Below are 24,110 nucleotides of genomic sequence, written 5' to 3'. Positions count from 1 at the left end.
GGGGCGGTATGAAGGGTTGGGGTGGTAACTACGGCGTCACGATCTTTAAGCCTCAACAGCTCGAGCCAAGCAGGTGATGTCTTCGTGTCGACGGGAAACATGCGGCGTTGACAATTATAACGCACGGCAATTGAATGCGCCAGTACACGGGTTGTCGCGGAAATGGGGGACTTCAACACCGCTAAAACTTCGATGTCTGCGGTGTTCATGGCGTATCTGCTGCAAAGTGGCTGCATGGTTGTCCTAACGCGCAAAACGTTGAACGCCGGTCGAAGGCCGTGGAATTTGTGATAAAGGAATCCTGTCCCTCGTGCCTTTGCTAGCGGCGACACACACACACCACCACGTTCGCATTCCGGGCTCCGCGTTTTCCAAGTGAGCTAGATTCTCTGCGACGTACACTCGCGTCGGCGGTTCATTTCTTCCAATTTCGCTTGAGAAATGCCGCTAGGCTATGACTGTTGCTCTATTTGGGCAATACTGGATCAAAAAGCGTCGGTTGATGAATCGCCACACTGACCTTCGGCCCGTTGCGAGTTTCATTCATGCCCGTTGTGCGAGCTGCCGCGCACACTTCACCCCAGCTAATAAAATACTCATCGTAATACCTGATCGGATACTTCCCGTATCGCTCAAGCTCATCGCGAGAAGGGATATGCCCCAATATCTTCGCGACGCGCTTCACTTCAAGCTGCAATGTTTTCTTCGGAACTTCGTAGCGTATGCCGCCGATGCGTTCGACGCGGCTGTTCTTTGCCTTGGGCACTCCGTTCACCTTCTCAAACGGGTCGCCGCCCTCTTGCAATAGCTTGTGTCGCGCCAGCGCGATTGCGTGATACTTCTCTGACAATTCAATTCCGATGTATCGTCGCCCAAGACCAGCGGCGCAAAGCGTGGTCGTGCCCGCGCCATTGAAGGGGTCTAGCACTAGCTCATTCTCATTCGTGAACAAGGCGATGAGCCGCCGCATGAGCGCGGGCGGCAGTTGGCATGGATGATCTACACGACGCGAGTTGTGCTTGAGCCGATGAATGTCCCACCAAAGGTCGGTAATTGGCTCGCGGTCGGGATGTCGCGCACGCTGTCGCATCGCAACGCACGCTTGACGCACGCAATAATTCTCTCGAAGCGTTGTAAGCGCGTACTGCTCCAGCGGGGTGTGAGACTTTCGCGTAAGTCCCGGAAGTGGTCGCGCCACGCCCTTGGAAAAACAGACCGTCGCGTAATGTGCGGGCATAATCATCCGCACGGGTAGGCTCAACCCTTCCCAGGCAATCCAAGATTGAAATACAAGCTCGCGTTTCATGTGCTGAAAGTGTCGAATTGCGAGAATCGGAATGTTCAGCACGGCGCAAGTGCAACCCGGACGCAGCACGCGGGCAAGCTCGTCAATCCAACTGTCACACCACGCCAGATATTCCTTCACGTCAATGGCATCGTCCCATGAGTCGTAACGCTTCGCGAGATTGTACGGCGGATCGGCGTAACAGAAGTCAACCGAGTTGTCGGGTAGCTTGCGAAGCTCCGCAAGTGAGTCACCGTTGATGAGCCGCGATTCCAGTTGCGTCCGACTTCCGCCCCGTGGCGTCGGGCTCGCTTCCGGCTCAATTTGCTTCGGATGCAACGAACGAACGCCACCAAGATTTACAACCGTGAGCTTGCGAAATGGGTCTAGACCGAAAAGGTCGGCCAGTCGCGTCGTAATGTCGGTCGGATGCTCGCCGGGCTTGTACACGATGTCTCGCCAAACATCGGAAAGTAACGTGCCGTATTCGTGGTACGTGTGTTTCTTTCCGCCATAATCCTTGGTTGTCTTGTCGCATGCCGGACAGTACGTGTAACCGATTCGCGTCTTAGTGTGCTTTAGCGACGTTCGATATTTCGACAGGATCAACAGCGCCGCATGATGCTCGGGAAGCTGGCACGCAGTGCGAACGATCGGCTTATCGAGCTTCACGGCAACCCAAAGCTGAAACTGCATCACATCACTCAGACGCGGCCAGGTCTCCGCTGCATCCTGCGCCGATGTAAGCATCGCGACGACAGACTGCTCGTGAAGTGACAGCGCAAAGCGATGAATCGCCGCGAACCATGCTTCGGAGTTCTCAGCATCGGCAATCGTGCGCCCAAACGGCAAAACGAAAAGCCAAACGGCTGCACTCTCCCGACTAGGCGTGGGAAGCGCACTTAGATTCGACACGTCGAGCGTGTGAATCGTGAGCCGCTTCGAATTCTCACTTTGATGAGCCATAGGTCCTAACGTCCATAGGTTGCGCTTCTATCGCAGCACGGATTTTCTTCGCGGCACGTTGCGCGGTCATAATTGCATTCTTCACTCTCATAGGTAATTCCGTGCGTGCAATAAATTCCCGCGCAACGAGCCCCAACGTCGTAATACTTTCCTAGCGGGAAGGTCGGGCGAGCATCCGCGCAGTACCGTCTCACGCCCGCTGAGCCGCTTCACACGCGACTTGGATTTGCGCCTAGCCATGTCAGTCGTCCCTAGTCACTCCATTCTCCGTAGAAACTCTGCGAGCGCGTCTAATTCCTCATCTTTGAAGGTGACGGTGCAATCGCTGTGCTGGCAGATGGTGGCTAGTGCGGAACGTCGTTGGAAGTTGCCCGCGCCGTCAATCACGTAAGCAATCTTATGCCCGCCTTTATGCAAGAGCCGTTGGCGGTCGGCGGCTTGGCCAGCCTTACGCTCAATAGTGCTGTTGGTTGTTACCTGGAAACTCACTTCGATTGCGCAGAACTTCCGCGTCGGCGACTCGGCAACCAAGTCAAACGACATATCAGTGCGGCCCGCATTCTGGCTGATGCCCGGTATCGTGTGCTTTGAGAAGTCCCAATTCGGGAGCGCATTCTGTAGATGCTCTCTGACGTAGGCCTGACACAGTTGGCCCATCGTGTTTGCAGTCGCGCCGCCCGTGATACGGCTAACGTGGATATACCGCTGTCGCACAAACGTATCGAGTTCACGCTTTCTACCGATGAGCGAACCGATGATGCACTTTTCGATGAGGTCATCAGGCAAGCCAGGTTCAATCGACGTGCCGCCGTGGATGAGAAGCATCGCCACGTCTTGCATCGGGTCGGTAAGACTCGCCGGGCGAGCAAGCCCGGCTCCGTCGACTTGCAGAACGCGGTTTGTCCACGTTCGGCACCTGTCGCACGAACAGAACTTGTACGTGTGCTCCGCATCCTTCCAACGGAACGTCATCGCCCTGTTGGAGAAAAACCTGTCGATGTACGTGCGGTAGCGCTGGAGCATTTCGCCGCTAACATCGGACAACACGATCAGATGTTTCAGGAACAGGTTCGCGGGCATTCCGGCCGTCGCCGCCAGTACGTCCTTCCAAGCCGTAGGTGAGGCGTCGGCGACGTACAAGATTCCGATGAACTTCTCTTGCGACTCGAGAAGCTTCGGGACGATGCTGGTCGTATGCGCGCGCTGGGCGAGCGCAGTCGGCCAGAACTTCGCGGCATGGGCTTCAAGGTCCTCTGTAGCTCTCGGCATCGTGCCTATATATTAGGGAAACGGGCAACTTTCGCTAGGGGGCGTCGCGAAGGCTTGACCCTACCCGTCGTGGTGGTAAATTCACCACCGCGCGTTTGCACAGCCACTGCATCAGCGAAGGTCGCATCAGGGCCAGCCAGCTCATGAACCCCATCGTCAGCATGGCCAGCGGCAGCAATCGCTCAAAAGATTCGTACGTTCGCAGCCCGATCCGCTCCAAGTGCAGCCCGCTCTTGAGAAACTGCGCAGCCTCTTCACAGCTCCATCGCCAGCGATAGTACTGCAAGACGGCCTGAGCCTGCTGCAGGTTTTCGCATCGAAGGCTGCTCAACACAGCGGGTGATCCTTTCCGGGCAGCACTTTGGCCACCAGCCACAGCGGTGCCTCTGGCCGGTCCGGCAGACTCACTTGCTGATAGACGATCGGCCCGCTGGAGGCTTGCAGCAGACGGTCCATCAGCAGTGACACCTCGATGTGAACGCCATTGGGCAGGATCACCTGCCTGTCGCCACGCTGGCCAATGACAAACCGCCGCCCGGCGTCGATCCAGCAAACCGGCAACTCACCGCGATCGGCCCCGCGGTCCATCACCAGCACGCCGCGGCCTTCGCTGGCCTCAAGCACCTGGTCCATGCCCTGCAAAATCATCGCGTTTTCGCTGGAAACGGAGGGATCCTCTCAACTGTAAGGCCGCAACAGCAGCGGCGCGATGCAGTGCCTGCTCAAGCGGGCGTAAATCTCCAGGCACCAGTAGCCGCTGACCAGTTCCCCTTCGCCGCCGTCGCGCACCAGCGCCAGATACTTCAGCTTGCTGGCTCGCGGCCGCGGCAGGTCGGACAGATCAATGATCAACGGCGTGTCGAACCTGCACCCGCTTGTCCCATTGTTCCTGATACTTGCTCAGCACCGCCGCAGCATCCCACTTGCCCCGATGGATCTGGTTGAGCAGCCGCTTGTGGCGCCAGAATCGATCACGGCAGCGGTCATGAATGAACCGCAGCCATCGGGCTACCATCATCGAACCGCTCAAGAGGATCCCCGTGATCGATTGAAAGAAAAACCGCCGCCACACCCGGTCCAGCGCTGGACAAAACTGATTCAAGAACTGTCGCAGCTCCGCCCGCCGATTGCCAAGCCTGGCCTCCATGCCTGGCATCGTGACACCTCCGGTTGTCTGTTGGTGAGTTCAGCAACCCACAACATGCAGCCGGAGGTACCTGTTTTTCAAGCCTGGTCAGGAGCTATGACCAAAAGCTGTGGACGGTGACGCGGCAATAAAAGCGGCGTACCCTGGGTAACTGGTTTGATTCAGGAACCCGTTTGGCCCACGAGGCCAGGAAGGATACGCCACATGTCATCATCCACGCTTGCCCTGCGGCTGGCAACCGATTCAGTGGTCGATTTGACCCTGGAACGGATCGCCCGCGAGGGCGCCCGCCGCTATCTTCAGAAGGCGATCGAGGAGGAGGTCGCCGATTACATCAACGCCAACGCGCATCATCGGGACGATGCCGGCCACCGCCTGGTGGTGCGGAACGGCCATCACCAGCCGCGGACGGTCCTCAGCGGCGTCGGCCCGATCGAAGTGCATCAACCGCGGGTGGACGACCGCCGCGTCGATGAGAACGGCGTGCGCTTCCGCTTCACCAGCAAGATCCTGCCGCGTTACCTGCGTAAGACCCGTGCGATCGAGGAACTGGTGCCGTGGCTGTATCTCAAGGGGATCAGCACCGGCGAGATGCCCGATGCCCTGGTGCACCTGGGATTCGATGGATCGGGGTTGTCGGCCACCAGCGTGACGCGGATGCTGGCGGTCTGGCACGGCGAATACGAAGACTGGAGCCGGCGGGATCTGTCGGGCAAACATTACGTTTATGTCTGGGCCGATGGCTTGTACTTCGGCTGCCGGCTGAGCGACGATCGCCCGTGTTTACTGGTGCTGATGGGCGCGACTGCCGATGGCCGCAAGGAGCTGATCGCGATGGTCGATGGGCAGCGCGAGAGCGAGACGAGCTGGACAAGCTTGCTGCTGGACTGCAAATCCCGCGGGCTGGCGATCGCGCCCAGGCTGGCCACGGGGGACGGCTCCCTGGGCTTCTGGATCGCCCTGGGCAAGGTGTTCCCCTCGACCCGCCATCAGCGTTGCTGGGTGCACAAGACCTGCAATGTGCTGGACAAGCTGCCCAAAGGCGAGCAGCCGGCGGCCAAGACGATGCTGCACCAGATCTGGATGGCGGCGACCCGGTCGGATGCCACCAAGGCGTTCGACCGCTTCATCGAGGTGTACGGCGCCAAGTGGCCGCGCGCCACGGATTGTCTGGAGAAGGATCGGGCCGAGCTGCTGGCGTTCTACGACTTTCCCGCCGAGCACTGGCAGCACCTGCGGACCAGCAACCCGATCGAGAGCACGTTCGCGACGGTGCGGCTGCGAACCTACCGCACCAAGGGCCCGGGCTCTCGTGAGGCGGGAATCGCCATGGCTTTCAAACTGGCCCGCAAGGCCGAGTCACGCTGGAGAAAGTTGAACGGGAGCGAGAGATTGCAGGACCTGATCGACGGCATCGTGTTCGTCGACGGAGAACGAATCGCCGCTTAACCTGTCGCGGCCGTCCACAGGATTTGGGAATAGCTCCTGGTCAGCCCCCAAAAGCTAACCTGAGAAACGGGTAGTCGCGTCCTCGCCCGTGGTGCGGTCTTGACCGATTTTCTCTTCTGCGGTGCATTTGCGCGTTATTTGCCGTTTGTACGGCGTTTGGGCGGCATCCTTCACACGTCGCGAAGCATCGCTATGATTGATCGTCCGGCCCTGTAGCTCAATGGTTAGAGCAGGCGGCTCATAACCGCTTGGTTCACGGTTCGAGTCCGTGCGGGGCCAGTGCCTAAAGAGACGCGGTTGCGTGTCTCAAGGGAATTTCGCCCGCGTGCGGCTCGTTTTGGGCCGAAAGCCGTGCCTGTAGGGGCTTTGCGTGGGGCGTCGGGAGTGCGAATGAGTCGGTAAATCGAGACGATTCGTGTTTTTGTCTTGACAGACTCATAATCCCTTGGTTGGGGGTTCGAATCCCTCCGCTCCCACTACTACGTGGGGCAGAAGATCCTTACAAAACTGCGGAGAGTAGATGATGGATCGTGGGTATTACCTGAACCTGGCGGCCAGGGGGCTGGCCATGCCGGTGGGGACGGATCTGGTGCTTCGCGAGCATGCGGATCACGAAGCGATCCTGCACGACGGGGCGCGGCTGGGGGCGGTGCTGGCGGAGGCGGCGCGGCGATACGGCACGCCTCTGGCGCTGCCCGTGATGGATCTGACGCTGGAGAAGGCCGCCCTGCTTCAGATGCTTGGCGTGCCTGCCGACGAGGTCGCCCAGTATCACTTCAGCCAATGTCCCGGCGATGAAGTGATCGAGCGGGTTCGGCGGCATCTGTCGGATCCCAGCGATCCACGCCTGCAAGCCAACATCGACGCCATCCGATTCATCCGCGACCAGACCGACCTGATTCCCGTCGGCATGACCATCGGGCCGTTCTCGCTGATGACCAAGCTGCTGGCCGACCCGATCACGCCGCTGTTCATGGCCGGGTCCGGTGTCACCGCCGCCGACGATGAAGAGGTCCGAACCGTCGAGCGGGTGCTGGAGCTCTCGACGCTGATCATCCTGCGGTCGATTTCCAGGCAGATCCAGGCTGGCGCGCGGCTGATCTTCGTGGCCGAGCCGGCGGCCAACGTCGCCTACATTTCGCCCAAACAGATCGAGGCTGGCTCGGACATCTTTGACCGCTACGTGATGCGCTACAATCAGCGGCTGAAGTCGCTGATGAACGCCTGGGGCGTGGATCTGTTCTTCCACTGCTGCGGCGAGCTGACGACCTGGATGGTGCAGCGGTTCACGCAGTTGGACCCGGCGATTCTGAGTCTGGGTTCCAGCCGCAAGCTGTGGGAAGACGCCAGAGTCGTGCCGCCAACGACCGTGCTGTACGGAAACCTGCCGAGCAAGAAGTTCTATTCCGACGAGCTGTGCACGCGCGATGACGTGATGCGCATGGCCAGGGAGCTGCGGGAGAAGATGTCCGCCGTGGGCCATCCGTTCATCCTGGGCACCGAATGCGATGTGCTGAGCGTGCCGGGTTGCGAAAAGAAGATCATGGGCAAGGTGCAGGCCATGCTGGCCGCCGCCAGCGCCGCGGGCGGGGCGTGATCGGCTTGTCGTTGCGACCTATTCCCGATCGCGGTTTGCCTGTGCCTGCTCATAGCAGTGACAGATACCGGCAAGCAGGTGGGCGAGCACCTGGTCTGGCGTGCAGGGTGTCTGGAGCGGGATCGAGGGGCCATCGATTCCCGGCGGCAGCGCACATCTTCCCAGGTGATAGCGCAGGATGAGTCTGGCCAGAATGCCGTTGAAGGCGGGGAACAGCGGGTCGCTGATCAACTCGGCGTAGGTGCGGGCGATCTCCTGAAGTGCGGGCCGCAATCGCAGATGCGGAGAGTTGATTCGCCGCACGATGTGCTCCAGTCGACGGATTTTGTCCGATCCGATTTCGGTGATCGAAAGCCCGCCCGCGATCGATGTGTACCAGCGGATGACCGCGGCAGTTTTGAGTGGCTGGCCGCGGCGCAGCGCGTTGTCGATGCTGTGGAGGATCGCCACGTGATTGCGGATTCGCTGGATGGCGCGCGAGCGCATGCGCCGCTGCGAAGGGCTGCGCGACAGCGCCTGCCAGACCGTCGCCTGATCCACATCGATGCCGTCGACGCGGAAGCTGTTGCAGGTGGCCAGGACCAGGCCGGAATCGGACAGTCGGGTGAAGCTCTGGTGCTGGCGGCGGTGCAGCAATCGGCGGTGCCGCTCGATCCGCGCCAGCCAGAGCGGCCAGTCGATTGCCTGAGCGCGCCGGCCCGTCGGGGCTTCGCGGTGACCGGCGCCGGCGCGCCGCCGATCACCGGCAGGGCCGGCCCGCGCCACGCCCGCACCACGCTGCTCGGAAACGCGATTGGAATCATCCATGGCTGTGGGCTTGGCCGAACCAGGCGCGAAACAGGCTCCGCAAGGTTGCGCCGCCGCACAGGCCACGGACCAGCCAGACTCACGGATGCGCCTGCTCAGCGGCGGGCGCGGGTTCGTGGCTTGCCGACGCCAGTGCCGGGCCGTCCGCCACCTCCGAGCCGAAAATCGACACGTCCTCAAGGTTGTATCCCGACTCGCCGTGCTGGCTGAGGTCCAGACCAAGCTGCTCGTCGTCTTCGCTGACGCGCAGGCCAATCAGCAGATCCACGATCTTCAAGAGCAGCAGCGAGCCGACGGCGGCGATGATCCAGGTGATCCCCGCGGCCAGCGTCTGATTCACAAGCTGCGTCGGGTTTCCCGCCAAAAGACCCTGAAAGTTCGTCGTGTCGGTCTTGATCAGAGAGTTGATCGAAGCGGTGGCGAACACACCCGTGAGCACCGCGCCCACCGTGCCACCCACGCCGTGCACGCCGAACGCATCCAGCGAATCGTCGTATCCCATGGCCTGCTTGAGGCTCGTGGCGGCGAAGAAACAGACGACCCCTCCGATCGCGCCCATGGCGATGGCGGCCATCGGGGTGACAAACCCGCTGGCGGGCGTGATCACGACCAGCCCGGCCACCGCGCCGGAGATCGCGCCCAGCGCCGTCGGTTTGCCGGTCTTGATCCACTCGGCAAAGGCCCAGCCCAGCGCAGCGGCGGCGGCGGCAAAGTGAGTGGCGACGAACGCGCTGCTGGCCAGCGCCCCGGCCGAGAGCGCGCTGCCACCGTTGAACCCGAACCAACCCACCCACAGCAGCGCCGCGCCCACGACGCTGAGCACCACGCTGTGTGGCGGCATGGGAACGCGCCCATACCCCCGCCGCCGCCCCAGCACCAGCGCGCACATCAGCGCCGAGACCCCCGAGCTGATGTGCACCACCGTTCCTCCGGCAAAATCCAGCGCTGGCAGGTTCGGGCTGCCCGGAAGACCCCAGTTGAACAGCCCACCCTTGCCCCAGACCATGTGCGCCATCGGACAATACACCACCAGCAGCCACAGCACCGAAAACACCAGCATGGCGCTGAACTTGATCCGCTCGGCATACGCGCCGCTGATCAGCGCCGGCGTGATGATCGCGAACATGAGCTGATACACCATCCACGTGGTATGCGGAATCGTGGTGGCGTATTCGCAGGGCTGATCGCCCACGCCTCGCAGAAATGCAAAGTCCAACCCGCCGATGAACGCATTGCCCGTGTCGAACGCCAGGCTGTAGCCGACAATCGCCCAGGCGACCGTGACCGCCGCCATGAGGATGAAGCTCTGCATCATCGTTGCCAGCACGTTCTTTCGCCGCACCAGCCCGCCGTAAAACAGTGCCAGTCCCGGTCCGGTCATCATCAACACCAGGGCCGCGCTGGTCAGCATCCAGGCAGTATCGCCACTGTTGGGCTGATAGGGCGTTCCGTCGGCGGCGGCGCCGACGAAGACCTTCTCATGCTGCTGCTGCGATGCGGAAGCCTCCTGGCCGCGGGCCACCGAGCCGGGGACTAGGATCAACCACAGCCAGAAGCCCACAAGCAGCACATTGACGATTGTCCAGGTCACGCCGTGCGACAAAGCGCAACGGGAATTGCAGGAGCGATGCATCGGTTGGTTCCTCCAGCGCCCGGCGGTGGTTCATGCCGCCGTGGCGCGTCATACAAATGTCCAGCCGGGCCAGGTGAGGGGTGCGACGCTGTGCGGCCCGGGCAGGGGCAACTTGAGAGAACTTGTTCGGTCCGGCGCGATGCGCGTGCGGTCGCCTGCGCCGCGATCGCCTAGAGCGCCTTTTCATCCCGGTCGCCGGTGCGGATTCGGATCACCTGGCTGACCGGATACACGAAGATCTTGCCGTCTCCGACCTCGCCGGTGCGCGCCGCCTCGACGATTGCCTGAACGGCCTTTTCCGTGTCCTCCGACTTGACACAGACGTTCAACTGGATTTTGGGGACGAATCCGACGTCCATCCTAGCGCCGCGGTAGCGTTCGGTGTGTCCGGCCTGCCGGCCGTAACCTTTAACCTCCACCGCGGTGGCGCCCAGGATTCCGATTTTGGCCAGTGCGGCTTTCACGGCATCGAGTTTCTGGGGTTTGATGATGGCTTCGATCATCTGCATGTGGACCTCTGGAAGTGTTGTGAGACGTCTGATTCTGATCACGAGTTACACGCCGCGGCGGGCCGACGACCACAGGCGATCGTCGGCTCGCCGCAGGCGGATGACGCTGCTAATGAGCCGTGGCGGTGCGTGCCATTGCCGGGGCGGCCACCGACGTCTCGGCGCCGCTGCCAACCGGCTCGGGCGAAGGCGTGCCCAGAACCTGGTCGAAGCCGAAGCCCGGATACGCTTCCATCCCGTGCTCGCCGATGTCCAGTCCCTCGATCTCCTCGGCTTCGCTGACGCGGATGCCGACGGTGAGCTTGAGGATCGCCCAGGCCAATAGTGACACGCCGAAAACGGTCACCGCGACGGCACCGATGCCGATGAGCTGCGTGAGAAGCTGCTCGGCGCCGCCGCCATAGAACAAACCGGGCTTGGCCACGCCCAGGGCCAGCTCCAGGGCGCTGGGGGCTGCGAAGAGTCCGACGGCGATCGTGCCCCACACGCCGCAGACCAGATGCACGCTCAGCGCGCCGACCGGATCGTCGATCTTCATCTTGTCCCAGAACAGCACGCTGAACACGACCAGTACGCCGGCGATCGTGCCAATGATCGCGGCTCCCGAAACGCTCACCACCGCACACGGCGCGGTGATCGCCACCAGACCGGCCAGGCAGCCGTTCAACACCATCGACAGGTCCGGCTTGCCCAGGACGATCCAGGCGGTGATGGTGGCGGCGACGGCGCCGAAGGCGGCGGCGGTGTTGGTGGTGACGGCGATGTAGCCGATCCCCGGCACTGCGCCCATCGTCGAGCCGGGGTTGAAGCCGAACCAGCCCAGCCACAGGATCAGGCAACCCAGCGCCGCCAGGCCCATGTTGTGACCCGGGATCGGGCGAACCGTGCCATCAGGCAGATATTTCCCGAGTCGCGGCCCCAGCAGCAGCACGCCCGCCAGCGCCGCCCAGCCGCCCACGCTGTGCACCACCGTCGAGCCGGCAAAGTCGTGGAAGCCTCTGCTGCCCAGCCAACCACCACCCCAGATCCAGTGCCCGGTGACCGGATAGACCAGTGCCACCAGGATGAAGCTGAAGAGCATGAACGTGCCGAACTTGATTCGTTCGGCAACGGCCCCGGAGACGATCGTCGCCGCGGTCCCGGCGAATACGAGCTGGAAGAAGAACTTCACGGCCAGCGGAACGTTCGCCCAGTCCAGGCTGGCAAATCCCAGCACCTTGCCATCCTTGTCGCCACTGATCAGATCATGCAGGAACCCGGTCTTGCCGATGAACCCGTTGCCGTCGCCGAACATCAGACCAAACCCGATCACCCAGAACGCGATCGAGCTGATCGCGAAGACGATGAAGTTCTTGGCCAGGATGTTCACCGCGTTCTTTCGTCGGCACAGTCCGGTTTCCAGGCAGGCGAAGCCGGCGTTCATCCAGAAGACCAGCATGCCGGCGATCAGGGTCCAGACCGTGTTGGCGACGTAGGTGGCGTTGCTGAGCTTGGCGTCCACGTCAGCGGCGGTGAGGGGCGCGGCCGCCGCGTCCTGTGCCAGCGCCACTGTCGGTGCGGTCAGCAGTGCGATGGCGGCGCCTGCGGTAAGAAGCATGTGAAGTCTGCGACGTGGTGTTGGCCCACTGGTCGAAGTGCCCATAGTGCTCATTCCTCTCGTCTGATAGCGCCAAGTACGCGGTGGTTCCGTTAGAGTGCGCTTTCGTTTTTTTCGCCGGTGCGGATGCGGATGACCTGCCCGACCGGATAGACAAAGATTTTGCCGTCCCCGACTTCTCCGGTGCGGGCGGCGTTGACGACCGCCTCCACCGCCGTCGCCGCCTCATCCGACTTCACGCAGATTTTCAACAGGACCTTGGGGACGAATCCGACGTCCATCTTCGCCCCGCGGTATCGCTCGGTATGTCCCATCTGACGCCCGAATCCCTTGCACTCGATCGCGGTCACGCCCAGGATTCCCAGCCTCGCCAGCGCGGCCTTGACTGCGTCGAGCTTGTGAGGCTTGATGATCGCCTCGATCATCTGCATGGGTTGTGCTCCTTTGGCGTTGGATCAGCGCGCACGGTGGGTGATGGGACTGTCCCGAACCTCTGCCGTGAGCGACCGAAGAAAGCCCGTTTTGGCGATGCAGAACAACAGGCGTGCCACGCGCGCCTCAAGGCGGCAAAACCGCGGGCAACACCGGAAAAACGGGCACGGCGTGCAGTTTTGGCGTCGGCGGGGATAGACCGGCGGTGCCGAAAAAGCGCGCAACAGGGATGCGGACCGACCGCCGTGCCTAGATTGTGGTCAGCTTTTCGACTAAGCCAGCACTTTTCGTTTCAAAGCCGTTGCCTCAGTTTGGCGGACCGGTCATTGCCTGTTCGATGCTGCGCAGGATCTCTCTGTACGAAGCGGAGGGCTTGAAGTGGACGGCGGCCACACCGTGCCGGCGGGCTTTGTCCAGAATCGGGCTGTGGGGCAGGGCGGTCCACAGCACCACCGGCAGCGACTGAAGACGCAGGTACGAGCGGAGCACTTCCAGGAATCTGGCGCCATCCATTTCAGGCATCGCCAGGTCCAGAACCACGGCATTCGGGGCGGCGGTCAGGATTGAGGCCAATGCTTCCCGACCATTGGCGACACATTCCACGGTGTGCCCGGCTTTCCTCAAAAAGCGGCACAGCGCCTCGGCGGCGTCAGCATCGTCGTCAACTACCAGAACCGATGCCATCGCATCCGCATCCTACTGTGTGTCAGGCTTGCGGTGAACGCCCGAAACCGGCCAGCTTGGAGCCGAAGCGGCAAACACTTCTATTGCAATCAGAACCAGTAACGGTTGGGAATGTTGAATCGCCTATGATTCCAGCGAGACGTTGTTGCGGGCATCGAATCATGGCCATTTACACGCGTCGATGGAACGATCCGCCCGCCGCCGCCGATGAAGGGCTGCGCGTGCTGATTACGCGATATCGCCCACGGGGCGTCTCCAGGTCACAGCAGACTTGGGACGTGTGGATGCCCAACCTCGGTCCCAGCGTGGCGCTGCATGCGGCGGTATACGGCAAGGGCGGCAGGACGCCGATCCCGTGGTCGGCGTATCGGTCGGCCTATCTGCGTGAGATGCGCCCCCAACGGCAGGCGATCCAGGAACTTGCCCGCCGCCTGCGCAATGGCGAAAACCTCACGCTGCTGTGCTCCTCGCACTGCACCGATCCTCGCCGCTGCCACCGTTCGCTGCTCAAGCAGTTGATCGAGTCGGCGGCGGCCAGGCTCGAGGCGCCGTAATCCACCAACCCGGTGTAGACTGCTGACCTGGCGCGTCGCTGAATAGCTTCCGGTCGGCCCGGCGACGGCGTTCCCATTTCTGAGAAGCCAGCGTCTGGCATGGCGTGCCGCCGGGCAAAAAACCCCGATTTTCCCGGCCAGAGCCGGATCAATTCGCTGGCACGGTGGTTGTTATCCGCATAATTCAGGATAATATTATCCTGATTTAGGCGATCGGAGGTCCCGATGATCGACATCAGTGTGCTTTACGGCGGGCTGGAAACGCCCAGCACCCCGCACCGCTACGGGCGAAAGATCACCCAGATTGACCCGCCGGCCCACCAGCGAATGGCGGTCGCCAAAAGCGCCAGCCAGCGCCGTCCGATCGTCGTCTGGAACCTGACCCGAACCTGCAACCTCAAGTGCATTCACTGCTACACCGATTCCGAGGCCAAAAAGTACCCCGATGAGTTAACCACCGAGCAGGCCAAGGCCGTCCTGGACGACCTGGCCGAGTTCAAGGTGCCGGCGGTTCTGTTCAGTGGCGGAGAACCGCTGGTTCGTCAGGACATCTTCGAGCTGGCGGCACATGCAAGATCGCGCGGGCTTCACGTCGTGCTTTCCACCAACGGCACACTCATCGACCGGCCCACTGCGCAGAAGCTCAAGGACCTTCAGTTCGCTTACGTCGGCATCAGCCTGGACAGCGCGATTCCCGCGATCCACGACGAGTTCCGCGGCGTGCAGGGCGCCTTCGAGCGCACCATGCGCGGATTCCGGCACTGCGTGGACGTCGGGCAGAAGGTTGGCCTGCGGCTTACTCTCACGCGACACACCGCACAAAACCTGGACAAGCTGTTTGATCTGATCGAGCGTGAAGGCATCGATCGCGCCTGCTTCTACCACCTGTGTCCGGCGGGCAGGGGCAAGGACCTGCTGGCCCTGACCCCGGCGATGGCGCGGCAGGCGATCGACACCATCATCACCCGCACCAATGACCTGGTGCAGCGCGGCAAGCGCGTCGAGATCCTCACCGTCGATAACCATTGCGATGGCGTCTACCTCTATCTGCGCATGCTCCGCGAGAATCACCCCCGCGCGCAACAGGTGCTGGAGATGATCCGCTGGAATGGCGGCGGGCGATATTCCAGCGGTGTCGGAATCGCCAACATCGACTTCTACGGCGATGTCCACGCCGACCAGTTCTCCATGTATCGCAGCTTCGGCAATGTCAAACAGCGGAAGTTCAGCGAGATCTGGCAGGACACCAGCGACCCGATCATGGCCGGGCTGAAGGATCGCCTGCCCCTGCTCAAGGGCCGATGCGGAGCCTGCAAGTTCAAGGACGTGTGTGGCGGAGGCCTGCGCGCCCGCGCGGAGATCTCCAGCGGCGACCCCTGGGCCGCCGACCCCGGCTGCTATCTCACCGACGAAGAGATTGGTCTGAATGAGCCGCACAGCCAGCCGCAGGCGCCGCTGCCGGAGGATGTGGCGTCCCTGTCGCGGTTCTGATGCGGGCGGCGCGTCATTTCACCAGTGCTACTCGGCTCGGGTCGGAGCCGTCGAGCGTGCGGTGAAGCGACTCGTCGTAATACAGCTCCAGGTTGTTCTTGGCTTCGATGCTGAGGAAGGTGGCGGCGCCCTTCAGGGAGGCGCCGTTCCAGCCGATGAACGCGGTCTGTGGCGCTTCGATTACGGCGCACACGTCAATGTTGTTGGCGGTGCTGCCACCGAAGATCGTCCCGGCCCCGCGCTGGAAGATCCTCAGGTTCGCCGGCACCGAACCGTACGCCGTGATATGACCGCTCTGAAGGAAGGTGACGTTGCCGTCGATGTACAGCGTGGCCGGGGCCGAGAAGCTCAGCGAGGCGTTGTTTCGCAGGGTGATGGAATTGAAGTGATAGGTTCCTCCCGGCAGCACCGTGTTGCCGCTGACGGTCAGGTCTTTTGGCACGCCGCTGGGATTGGCGGCGGGAGCGGCGGCGAAATCGAGCATGGGTGTGAGGATCGGCTCGTCGATGCGCAAGGGCGGATCGGCGAGATTGAGGTTGTGGCTGGCCGACGGTCCGAGCACGACCAGCCCGGCGACCTCATTCTGGGCCGCAGTGATCGAGACGTTGGACCCGACCATGCCCGCGGCGCGATAGCTCAGCGCCGGGACGGTGTTGACCGAGGAGTTGTATCCGGCGGAGATCAGATTGTTCTTGACAGTCACGCCATTGAGTCCGATGAAGCCCTTGGGCAGGGCCGGCGCGACGGTGGCGATGGCCGAGACCCGCACGTCGCAGGATTCCTGCCCGAGAATTGCAGCGAACAGCAGGGGGATGGGGTTGCCGTTGGCGTGGCTGCGGGCGAGGCTGACCTGCACGGCGTTCAGCGGTGTGCGGGCGGAGCTGAAGCGAGGGGTCAAGGCGGCGTCCCAGTTGCCCAGCAGCACGTCGCCGGGCTGGATTGCCACCGTCTGCCCATCGACCTTGTTGTCGGAGGCGGCGGCACGGGCTTTGGCCAGGGCGGTGCCGTCGGCCAGGCCGGTGGCGGCGTGGCGTGCGGCGGCGTCGGCGGCAGCCTGGAGCTCGGACCTCGCCAACTGCACCCGCCCCAGGTCCACCCCCAATGAGCAGAACGCGCAGAAGACCACCAGCGCGATCACCGCATAAATCGTCGAAACGCCCCTGTGTCCGGTTTTTCGCATCGGCGGGTTCCTCCTGGGGTGCAATCGCCGCTCACGGACCTGCGCCCGGATGTCCCTCGGCGCGACGGTGAGCTGGTGCGTGGAGGAATCATGCGCCCTGCCCCCGAACAGGCCAGACGAATCGAAGGCGGACCCTGCGGTATCGGACGTGAGAAGTGAAGACCTGTGCCGCCGGTGGCGGATATACGGGCAGGTCGCGGCCTGCTCGATTGTCAAGCTGAAAAATCGCGACAGATTCGACTTGAAATGCGGCGGGGAAATTGCTCCGCGACGAGGATCACTGCACCACGGCCACCGGCCAGCGCTGGCTGACCCCCGCCAGCGTCGCGTTGAGCGACTGGTCGTAAAACAGATCCAGGTTGTTCTTGGCTTCGATGCTGTTGAAAACGGCGCGCCCGCGAAGCGTGGCGTTGTTCTTGGCGTGGAAGTCGGTCTGCGGCGCTTCGATGTCGGCGGTGACATCGACGGTGTTGGCATTGGACCCGCCGAAATTGGTCCCGGAGCCTCGCTGGCGAATCTTGAGGTTGGCTGGAATCCCGTCGAACGCTTCGATCCTGCCGGACTGCGCGAAGGTGATGTTGCCGTCGACGTAGACGGTGGCCGGGCCGGCGAAACGCAGAGTCGCGTTGTTGGCCAGCGTGATCCTGTTGAAGTAGTAGGTTCCCGCGGGCAGTGTGGTGGTGCCGGTGACGGTGAGGTTTCTGGGCACGCCGCCGGGATTGCTCGACGGCGCGCCGCTGAAATCAATCGCCGGAGCGGGAATCGGATCCTCCAGCCGCAGCGCGCTGAACCGCAGATTGAGGTTGTGCGATCCATCCGGCCCGAGCACGACCTGCCCGACAACCTCGTTGTTGCCCGCGGAGATCTGACCGTTGGATCCAAGCATGCCGTGGCTGTAGGTGCCGCCGTTCTCAGGGTCGGTGTTGACCAAGGAGTTGTAGCTGAGGGATCGAAGGTTGTTCTTGGCGGAGATGCCGTTGAGTCCGACGAACCCGGAGGTGAGCGGATCGCTCGTGGCGATGCAGACCACGCGAATGTCGCAGGAGGCTGCGCCGACGAGGGTGCCGAACCAGAGGCGGATGGGGTTCTGGCGAGCGGCGGTGCGCTCGGCGCAGACGCGAACGGCGTTGTGCGGAGTTCGGGCGGGGCTGAAGGGTGGTGTGACGGTATCGTCCCAGTTGCCGACGGTCACGTCGCTGCTGCGCAGTGCCAGGGGCATGCCGTCCACGGTGTTGTCCGCCGCCGCCAGTAACGCCCGGCTGACGCATGTGCCGTCGGCGATTCCCAGGGCGGCGTGGCGTGCGGCGGCGTCGGCGGCCTGACGCAGCTCAGTTTTGGCAAGCTGCACCCGTGCCAGGTCGACCCCCATCGAGATCAGGGCCATCAGCGCCAGGATGGCGCAGATCGTGTAGACCAAAGTCATACCGCCACGACGGCAAGCTCGGTTCATGCAGCGCATGGTCATTACCGCCGGTAAAGTCGGCGGACTCCTCAGCGTAGATCGGACCGCCAGAGGATGTGGGTGAGTTGCCCGGGCCGACCGATAATCCGCCGCGGGTCAGGGATCGCTGCACGCGCGCTGTGCTTGATCGCTCATTCGACCAGGGCGATTCCGGCTCCGCCGCCACCGTAGGGCATGGTGGACTCGTCGTAGTGGATTCCGGCGCGTCCGATGACGCTGAGGGTCTTGCCGACGACAGTGCCGAAGAAATCCCCGGTCCCGGAGATGGTGACGGTGCTCGCCGGGGCGTACAGATCGGCATAAAGGGCGGAGTTGCCGCCGATGCTGACGCTGGTTCCCGGCGCGGTCATGCGGATCTTGAAATCGCCGGGTCGTTCGCTTTGCACATCCACGGTGCCGTTGAGCAGGAGGCTGCCGCTGACATAGAGCGTGACCTGGCCGCGCACGCGCAGGTTGGCGGTGCCGGCCAGGCTGACGTTCCGCACGGAGTACACCCCCGTGTTCAGCGTGTAGGTCTTTTTCCCACCCATGTCCAGATCGTTGGCGGCCGTCAGATACGAGGCGATGGGAGCATTGTTGTAATCGGGATCGACGCTGGGCATGGGAAAGCTGAGCGGCGCCGGCAGCGGCGCGGTGGAGCCTGTGACGCTGGCGGCGCCGATGAGGCTGGCGCCGGGACCGGGATGCGCTTCGCCGTAAATCGTGCAGGCGCTGCCGACGGTGATGTTGCCATTGGAGACCACGACGGTCTTGTCGCCGGCGCGGGATGGATCGTACGAGCCGTCAGCGGAGTTGTAGCTGTCGATGCGGGCCACGCCGCTGAGCGCGACCGAGTCGATTCCCACCAGGGTGTAGCCCGTTTTTTTCATGGCGATGGCGGAAGCGGTCACGTCGCAATGGGCGCGTCCGATGATGCGTGCGAACAGCAGGGGCACGGGATTGCCGCGCTGCGCGGTTCGCCGCGCTGTGATACGCACGGCGTTGGCGCCTGTCCGCGCGCTGCCGCTGAGGACCGTGAACTTGCGCGTAGTGCGGTCCCACGTGCCGAATTCGATGTCCTGATTGATGTCGAGGATGACAGGCGTGCCGTCGGCGGTGTTGCTGGCGGCCACGGAGCAGGCGTTTTCCTGCGCCGCAGCCAGGCCGGAGGACAGGCCGACGACGGCGTACCTGGCGGCGGCGTCGGCGGCACGGCGAAGCTCGGTGCGCGTCAACTGAACCCGTCCCCAGTCCACCGCCAGCGATGCAAACGCCATCAGCAACGCCATCGCCAAGCACAGGTAAACCAGCGACAGCCCCGCCGGCCTTACTCCGGCATGCCGCGCGGCGCGCCTGCAACTTCGGCCAATGGATTTGGTCATCGGCGCAGGCGCGGCGCAGACCGAGGGGCTGTGGCCGAACAGGGGCATATCCTCTACATCGGCGGGTTACCGGGGCGCGTGCAGCGGCGGTCGGCAGTGCGGGTGGGCCGATAACCGCCTGGGCGGGCGCAGTCGCCGCTGATGCGACGGGCATGTCACAGCAGCTTCCACATGCCGAAATAACTGACCGCGCGCAGCAGTGTCAGCAGCACAACCGCGAAGGTGGTGTCACGCACGTCCAGCTCGAAAAAGTAGCTGATCAGTCCGGCAAAAATCGGCATTGAAGCCATCAAGCCGAGCAACGCGCCGCCAATGTGATCGATCGGAATGTTGAACAGCGAAGCGACCGCGAAGCGCGCGACGGCGATGGCGGTGAGCTTGAGCGTGGCCGCAGCGATCTGGCCCAGGGAGCAATCCAGCAGGCCGGTGATGAGCATTCCACCGATGAAGGTGACGCCGATTTCCCACGCCAGTCGCAGGGCCAGGTTCACGGCCATCGCATGGGCGCTGCGTGTGCTCGTCGCGGAAGCAGACGCCATAACGACGACCAGCAGCATCAGCAACAGCAGCCCCGAGGCAATGACCCAGACAGGCAGCCAGATGTCGCGCACGTGATTCGAGACCGCATGGCGATCCGACCGGACGGCGACAGCATCGGGGGCCGATGAGTAATCCAGCACAGGCGGCGGTGGGGCGGGTGGGGCGATCAGCTCGGCGGTGAGCGGGTCGATGGCGAGTCTGACCGGCTGCGGCTCGGGCAGCTCGGCGTCATCCGCGGCAAGCTGCGCGCTGCCGGGTATGAACATCACATTGCCACAGGCGCAGGCGAACCTGCGATTGGCGTAGCGATCGCGCCAGATGAACCGCTGCCCGCACGCCGGACAGGAGAATGTCGTCGCTGCGGAACGCATCCTTCAGCCGCCGATCTCAGATACACGCCAAGTGTAACACCGCCAGTGCAATTCACGATCGGCCGGATTCGGCGATGGATTGCGTCGAAGCGATTGGCGTGCCGCAGCGCCAGAGCAGCCGTTTCAGGCGCTGGATACGGGAACCAGGCGGCTGGCGGGCGGCCGCGCGCTGGGGTTGAGCAGATGGCGGGCGTGACGGTGACAGTGCTCGCCCATGATGCGGCTGGCCTGGGCAGAGTCGCCTTCGGCGATGACGGTGTAGATCGCCATGTGCGTGGCCATGGTCTGCTCGGTGGACTCTCCGGGCGGAAGGTACAGCCGGTGTGGTCGCAGAACTTTCAATAGCGCATCCAGCAGAATGCGCATGACGGGATTTCCGGCGATCTCGGCGATGGTGAGATGGAACCGCTCGTCGGCCTGCACGAACCGGGCGCGGTCGGCCTGCGCCTGTTGCATCTCCAGCAGACACTGGTCCAGTCGCTGGAGGTCTTCGGGCAGTCGTCGTCTGGCGGCTTCGGCGGCGGTCTCCATTTCGATGATGGCCCGCGCCTGCCAGAGGTGCACCAGGCTGGGGTCTTGCTGTCGCAGGCCGATCGCCAGGGTCTGCGACAGGGCGGCGATGATCGGCCCGTGATCGACGGCGCGAACCACCACGCCGGAGCGAGGCCGGATCTGAACCAGCCCCAGGACCTGTGCGTGCAGCAGCCCGTCGCGCACGACGTTGCGTCCCAGTTTCCAGCGTTGGGCCAGCTCACGAACCGAGGGCAGACTGTCCCCAGGAGCCAGGTTGTCGGTCATGATCAGATCAACCAGGCGTGCGACGACTGATGCGGCACCGTTGGATGATGGGTTCATCGCTGCGTCTGGGATGTAGTATAGCAGATTGTCACTTCTGCAAAAGTGGGAAACACAGCCACAGATACTTGAAATTTCGTATTTCCTTTGTGAGTATCTGACAATCAGTTTGGTGCTCGTCGCTGCTGCGCGTCTAGGGCGTTTGGATGGGGTGCAGGTGAGCCGAGTGCTGATTCCGATGCGATGCATCGCAGAGATTAGTTGGTTGGCTTTCTGCGCGACGCTGGCCATGCTGCGTCACCTGCGGGCTCGGATGCGCACGGCCGTGGTTGCCGCAGGCGTGGTGCTGTTGCTGTCGTTGCCGGCGACGGCCAAAACCGTGGCGCTGTGGCTGTTCGATGATCCGGCAGGATCGACGGTGGCGATCGACAGCAGCGGCAACGGGCATCACCTGACGATCGGCCCGGGGGCGGCGATCGTGCCCGACGGCGGGCGTTTCGGCGGCGCGCTCGACGCCGACGCCGGACCAACTGGCGCCATCGGCGCCTACCGCGATCGCGTCGCGCCCGAGCTCAACCCGGACGACAAAAGCTGGACGCTGGAGTGCTGGCTGAAGGCCAAGCCCCGCATCAGCGGCGACAATCGCATCTTCGGGATCTGCGGCGTCAACTACATCGATTACGGTCGCGGCGAGGATGCGCGATCGCTGTATGTGGCCAACCGGTTCCTTCCCGCCGGCGGAAAATGGGCCTGGCCGAGCGGGGATTTGACCCAGTCTTCGGGCCAGGGTGATGGGTGGCATCACCTCGCGGTCGTGTATGACGCCGAAGCTCGCGAGATCCGTCATTTCTTCGATGGCCGACGGATGTTCGCGGCGCCGTGCCGCTGGCGGGCGGTGGAGTTCGATCCTGCCTTCGAGCAGGTCTTTCCTCCACAGTATCCGCAGTTGCAGGTGGGGATGCGGGATCCGATCCAGCAGTGGGACCATCGCGAGCTTCACGCCAGGGCCGAGCCGCGAAAACGCTTCGCCGGGTACATCGATGAGATGCGCTTCTCCGACGCGGCGCTGTACACGACGAGCTTCAATCCGCCGACGACACTGGCGCGACCGTTTCTTCGCGTCTGGCCACAGGAATTGAGCTTCATCGTTCAACAGGATCAACGCCAACAGCAAACGCTGGAGGTATCGAGCATTGGCTCAAAGGTCGAGTGGTCGGTACAGGGCGGCGAGCCGTGGTTGATGGTGGATCGCGACCAGCAGTCTGGCGGCGGGGGTTCCTCGGCGAATCGCGTCGCCGTTGCGGTGGATGCCTCGGCGCTGTCTCCCGGACGACATCGCGCGGTGCTGAAAGTCGTGCCGCGCGGGATCGATCAGCCACCGGTCGAAGTCACGATCCATCTCAGCGTCGTCGCGCCCGGCGGGGTGATCGATGTCGGCTCGCGGCGGCAGTTGTTCATCGACCGCAGGTTCATCGAGCAGGACCAGAACGTGAGCTTGCGCGTCCATCCGCCGCAGCGCGTCGCCATCGACTTCCCCGCGCCGCGCGATGGGCCGCTGTATCCGAGCGGCATTGTCTATCTGCCCGAAACGCAGGTCTGGCGGATGTATTATCCGGCACTGGGTCGTACGTCGCTGCGATATGCCGAATCCAGCGATGGCCTGCGCTGGACGCTGCCGGTGGAAGACAACGTTGTCAGCATCGAACCTGACGGCAAGCCGCTGGGACCCGGCGCGTCGGTCATGCGCGATGATCGTGACGTGCCGCAGCGCCGCTACAAGGCGTTTCAGGACATCGCATCTGAAGACGACAGGGTCCGCGGCATCCATGCATACGTGTCCGCCGATGGCGCGAAGTTCATGCATGTCGGGCGCGTGTTGCCAATCCCGGCCGAAAGCCACGTCACCGCCATGTGGGACCCGCGGATCAACAAGTATGTGGTCTACATGCGGGTGATGAACATCGACGGGGGGCAGCGGATGATCCAGGGATGTCAGTTCATCTACCGGCTGGACGGCAGGGCGGATGCGGTGTCGCGGGAAACGGGGATCAAGCCAGGATTCGAGAATCTGCGCGCGATTGGGCGGATCGAGACGGACGACCTGCTCAAGCCCTGGCCGCACAACAGCGGCGCGCCGCCGACGCGCTACCTGACCGGCCGCGACATCCCCATGGTCCTGTGCGCCGACGAGGAAGACGGGTTTGTCGATTTCTACAACGGCGCCGTGAGCATCTATCCGTGGGCGCAGGACGTGTATCTGGCGTTCCCATCTGCATTCCGGCATTTTCATCCGTCGCGGCAGCCTCAGTTCCACGTCTTTGCCGATGCGAACGGCCCGCTGGAGGTGCAGTTTGCCACCAGTCGCGACGGCATCCACTGGGATCGTTATGACCGCGCCGCCTACATCGAAACTGGATTGACTTCGGAGCCGGATCGGTGGCTGAACATGGCCGGCCCGGGATTCGTGCGCGTGGGAGACTGGCTGTATCAGTATTACTGGAGCACGGGACGGCTGCACGACTCCGTCGAGCTTCGGCCGGAGTTGAAGCGCGAGTGGGCTGATCCGACTACGCTGTTGGCGGTGCGGCAGCGGTTGGACGGCTTCGTCTCCGCCAGTGTCGATCATCGCGGCGGCTGGCTGACCACCCCTGCAATTCGATTTCAGGGAAATCGACTACTGCTGAACCACAACTGCAACGCCACCGGCACGATCTTCGTCGAGCTGCGCGATCTGAATGACGTGCCGATCCCCGGCTATCGACTCGCAGAATGTGAAGAGATCACCGGCAACGACACCGGCTGGGAAGTCCGCTGGCGCGACAGAGGCGCGGACGTGTCGGAACTGGCCGGGAGACCGATCCGAATTCACCTGCGGATGCGGAACGCGAACGTGTACGCGTTCCAGTTCATGTGACGCGATTAGGACAGATTCGGGAAGCCGATCAGCGCGCCCGATTCACAAAGTTCAACCAGTGCTTGTA

The 24,110-nt window shown here is 63.0% G+C and carries 22 protein-coding genes and 2 tRNA genes; 7 read left to right on the top strand and 17 right to left on the bottom strand.

Going from position 1 to position 24,110, the window contains the following annotated elements; translation table 11 throughout:
- Window positions 1-466 precede the first annotated feature (466 nt).
- The 6 genes from ACQS5P_RS06700 to ACQS5P_RS06675 form a co-directional block, all read right to left on the bottom strand.
- A complete protein-coding gene (locus ACQS5P_RS06700) occupies window positions 467-2,251 on the bottom strand; it encodes a DNA methyltransferase (RefSeq protein ID WP_428940127.1) in 1,785 nt (594 codons plus the stop codon).
- 255 nt (window positions 2,252-2,506) lie between these two features.
- Window positions 2,507-3,520 (bottom strand): hypothetical protein, encoded by a 1,014-nt coding sequence (locus ACQS5P_RS06695; protein ID WP_428940126.1) that lies wholly within the window; start codon window positions 3,518-3,520, stop codon window positions 2,507-2,509.
- Window positions 3,521-3,554: 34 nt separating this feature from the next.
- Entirely contained in the window at window positions 3,555-3,851 is a 297-nt protein-coding gene (locus ACQS5P_RS06690) for a hypothetical protein (RefSeq protein ID WP_428940125.1), read from the bottom strand.
- On the bottom strand, window positions 3,848-4,153 hold the full coding sequence (locus ACQS5P_RS06685) for a hypothetical protein (RefSeq protein WP_428940124.1): 306 nt from the start codon (window positions 4,151-4,153) through the stop codon (window positions 3,848-3,850). Before ACQS5P_RS06685 ends, ACQS5P_RS06690 begins: the two co-directional genes overlap by 4 nt.
- Window positions 4,154-4,198: 45 nt before the next feature.
- Window positions 4,199-4,372, bottom strand: coding sequence for a hypothetical protein (locus ACQS5P_RS06680; protein ID WP_428940123.1), 174 nt, complete (start codon window positions 4,370-4,372; stop codon window positions 4,199-4,201).
- Window positions 4,362-4,676: a hypothetical protein gene (locus tag ACQS5P_RS06675; protein ID WP_428940122.1), complete on the bottom strand. Its 315-nt coding sequence runs from the start codon at window positions 4,674-4,676 to the stop codon at window positions 4,362-4,364. The genes ACQS5P_RS06680 and ACQS5P_RS06675 overlap by 11 nt, the downstream gene beginning before the upstream one ends.
- Before the next feature lie 195 nt (window positions 4,677-4,871).
- On the opposite strand from ACQS5P_RS06675, the gene ACQS5P_RS06670 reads away from it, so the two are divergent.
- The 4 genes from ACQS5P_RS06670 to ACQS5P_RS06655 all read left to right on the top strand — a co-directional run bounded on the left by ACQS5P_RS06670 (window position 4,872) and on the right by ACQS5P_RS06655 (window position 7,713).
- Window positions 4,872-6,116 carry an IS256 family transposase gene (locus tag ACQS5P_RS06670; RefSeq protein WP_428936970.1) on the top strand — a complete coding sequence of 415 codons (1,245 nt, stop codon included), beginning with the start codon at window positions 4,872-4,874 and terminating at the stop codon, window positions 6,114-6,116.
- 206 nt (window positions 6,117-6,322) lie between these two features.
- Window positions 6,323-6,395: transfer RNA gene (locus tag ACQS5P_RS06665), tRNA-Ile, on the top strand.
- 101 nt (window positions 6,396-6,496) lie between these two features.
- A tRNA-Ile gene (locus tag ACQS5P_RS06660) sits at window positions 6,497-6,592 on the top strand.
- A gap of 44 nt (window positions 6,593-6,636) precedes the next feature.
- A complete protein-coding gene (locus ACQS5P_RS06655) occupies window positions 6,637-7,713 on the top strand; it encodes a uroporphyrinogen decarboxylase family protein (protein ID WP_428940121.1) in 1,077 nt (358 codons plus the stop codon).
- A gap of 18 nt (window positions 7,714-7,731) precedes the next feature.
- Here ACQS5P_RS06655 and ACQS5P_RS06650 read toward each other — a convergent pair whose 3' ends face one another.
- The 6 genes from ACQS5P_RS06650 to ACQS5P_RS06625 all read right to left on the bottom strand — a co-directional run bounded on the left by ACQS5P_RS06650 (window position 7,732) and on the right by ACQS5P_RS06625 (window position 13,375).
- Window positions 7,732-8,520: a hypothetical protein gene (locus tag ACQS5P_RS06650; RefSeq protein ID WP_428940120.1), complete on the bottom strand. Its 789-nt coding sequence runs from the start codon at window positions 8,518-8,520 to the stop codon at window positions 7,732-7,734.
- A 79-nt stretch (window positions 8,521-8,599) separates the two neighbouring features.
- The gene (locus tag ACQS5P_RS06645) at window positions 8,600-10,153 is read right to left on the bottom strand and encodes an ammonium transporter (RefSeq protein ID WP_428940119.1); all 1,554 of its coding nucleotides are present in this window, start codon (window positions 10,151-10,153) and stop codon (window positions 8,600-8,602) included.
- 170 nt (window positions 10,154-10,323) lie between these two features.
- The gene (locus tag ACQS5P_RS06640) at window positions 10,324-10,662 is read right to left on the bottom strand and encodes a P-II family nitrogen regulator (RefSeq protein WP_428940118.1); all 339 of its coding nucleotides are present in this window, start codon (window positions 10,660-10,662) and stop codon (window positions 10,324-10,326) included.
- A gap of 109 nt (window positions 10,663-10,771) precedes the next feature.
- Complete coding sequence (locus tag ACQS5P_RS06635; protein ID WP_428940117.1) at window positions 10,772-12,259, bottom strand: ammonium transporter; 1,488 nt, start codon at window positions 12,257-12,259, stop codon at window positions 10,772-10,774.
- Between the two features lie 92 nt (window positions 12,260-12,351).
- On the bottom strand, window positions 12,352-12,690 hold the full coding sequence (locus ACQS5P_RS06630) for a P-II family nitrogen regulator (RefSeq protein WP_428940116.1): 339 nt from the start codon (window positions 12,688-12,690) through the stop codon (window positions 12,352-12,354).
- Between the two features lie 307 nt (window positions 12,691-12,997).
- Entirely contained in the window at window positions 12,998-13,375 is a 378-nt protein-coding gene (locus ACQS5P_RS06625; protein WP_428940115.1) for a response regulator, read from the bottom strand.
- Window positions 13,376-13,536: 161 nt separating this feature from the next.
- Here ACQS5P_RS06625 and ACQS5P_RS06620 point away from each other — a divergent pair, with 161 nt between their 5' ends.
- Entirely contained in the window at window positions 13,537-13,929 is a 393-nt protein-coding gene (locus tag ACQS5P_RS06620) for a DUF488 domain-containing protein (protein ID WP_428940114.1), read from the top strand.
- Window positions 13,930-14,154: 225 nt separating this feature from the next.
- Window positions 14,155-15,420 carry a radical SAM protein gene (locus ACQS5P_RS06615; protein WP_428940113.1) on the top strand — a complete coding sequence of 422 codons (1,266 nt, stop codon included), beginning with the start codon at window positions 14,155-14,157 and terminating at the stop codon, window positions 15,418-15,420.
- A 13-nt stretch (window positions 15,421-15,433) separates the two neighbouring features.
- On the opposite strand, the gene ACQS5P_RS06610 is transcribed toward ACQS5P_RS06615, so the two are convergent.
- The 5 genes from ACQS5P_RS06610 to ACQS5P_RS06590 all read right to left on the bottom strand — a co-directional run bounded on the left by ACQS5P_RS06610 (window position 15,434) and on the right by ACQS5P_RS06590 (window position 21,189).
- Complete coding sequence (locus ACQS5P_RS06610; RefSeq protein ID WP_428940112.1) at window positions 15,434-16,600, bottom strand: TadG family pilus assembly protein; 1,167 nt, start codon at window positions 16,598-16,600, stop codon at window positions 15,434-15,436.
- Window positions 16,601-16,877: 277 nt separating this feature from the next.
- On the bottom strand, window positions 16,878-18,023 hold the full coding sequence (locus ACQS5P_RS06605; RefSeq protein WP_428940111.1) for a DUF7305 domain-containing protein: 1,146 nt from the start codon (window positions 18,021-18,023) through the stop codon (window positions 16,878-16,880).
- A gap of 170 nt (window positions 18,024-18,193) precedes the next feature.
- Window positions 18,194-19,471 carry a DUF7305 domain-containing protein gene (locus tag ACQS5P_RS06600; protein ID WP_428940110.1) on the bottom strand — a complete coding sequence of 426 codons (1,278 nt, stop codon included), beginning with the start codon at window positions 19,469-19,471 and terminating at the stop codon, window positions 18,194-18,196.
- Window positions 19,472-19,578: 107 nt separating this feature from the next.
- On the bottom strand, window positions 19,579-20,334 hold the full coding sequence (locus ACQS5P_RS06595; protein ID WP_428940109.1) for a hypothetical protein: 756 nt from the start codon (window positions 20,332-20,334) through the stop codon (window positions 19,579-19,581).
- A 123-nt stretch (window positions 20,335-20,457) separates the two neighbouring features.
- Window positions 20,458-21,189, bottom strand: coding sequence for a FadR/GntR family transcriptional regulator (locus ACQS5P_RS06590; protein WP_428940108.1), 732 nt, complete (start codon window positions 21,187-21,189; stop codon window positions 20,458-20,460).
- Between the two features lie 178 nt (window positions 21,190-21,367).
- On the opposite strand from ACQS5P_RS06590, the gene ACQS5P_RS06585 reads away from it, so the two are divergent.
- Window positions 21,368-24,043 carry a hypothetical protein gene (locus ACQS5P_RS06585; protein ID WP_428940107.1) on the top strand — a complete coding sequence of 892 codons (2,676 nt, stop codon included), beginning with the start codon at window positions 21,368-21,370 and terminating at the stop codon, window positions 24,041-24,043.
- Window positions 24,044-24,110 lie beyond the last annotated feature (67 nt).

Source organism: Fontivita pretiosa (assembly GCF_050410795.1).
GTDB classification, from domain to species: domain Bacteria; phylum Planctomycetota; class Phycisphaerae; order Tepidisphaerales; family Tepidisphaeraceae; genus Fontivita; species Fontivita pretiosa.
The sequence above is the reverse complement of the archived record's forward strand: the minus strand, read 5'-3'. Positions and strand labels throughout refer to the sequence as shown.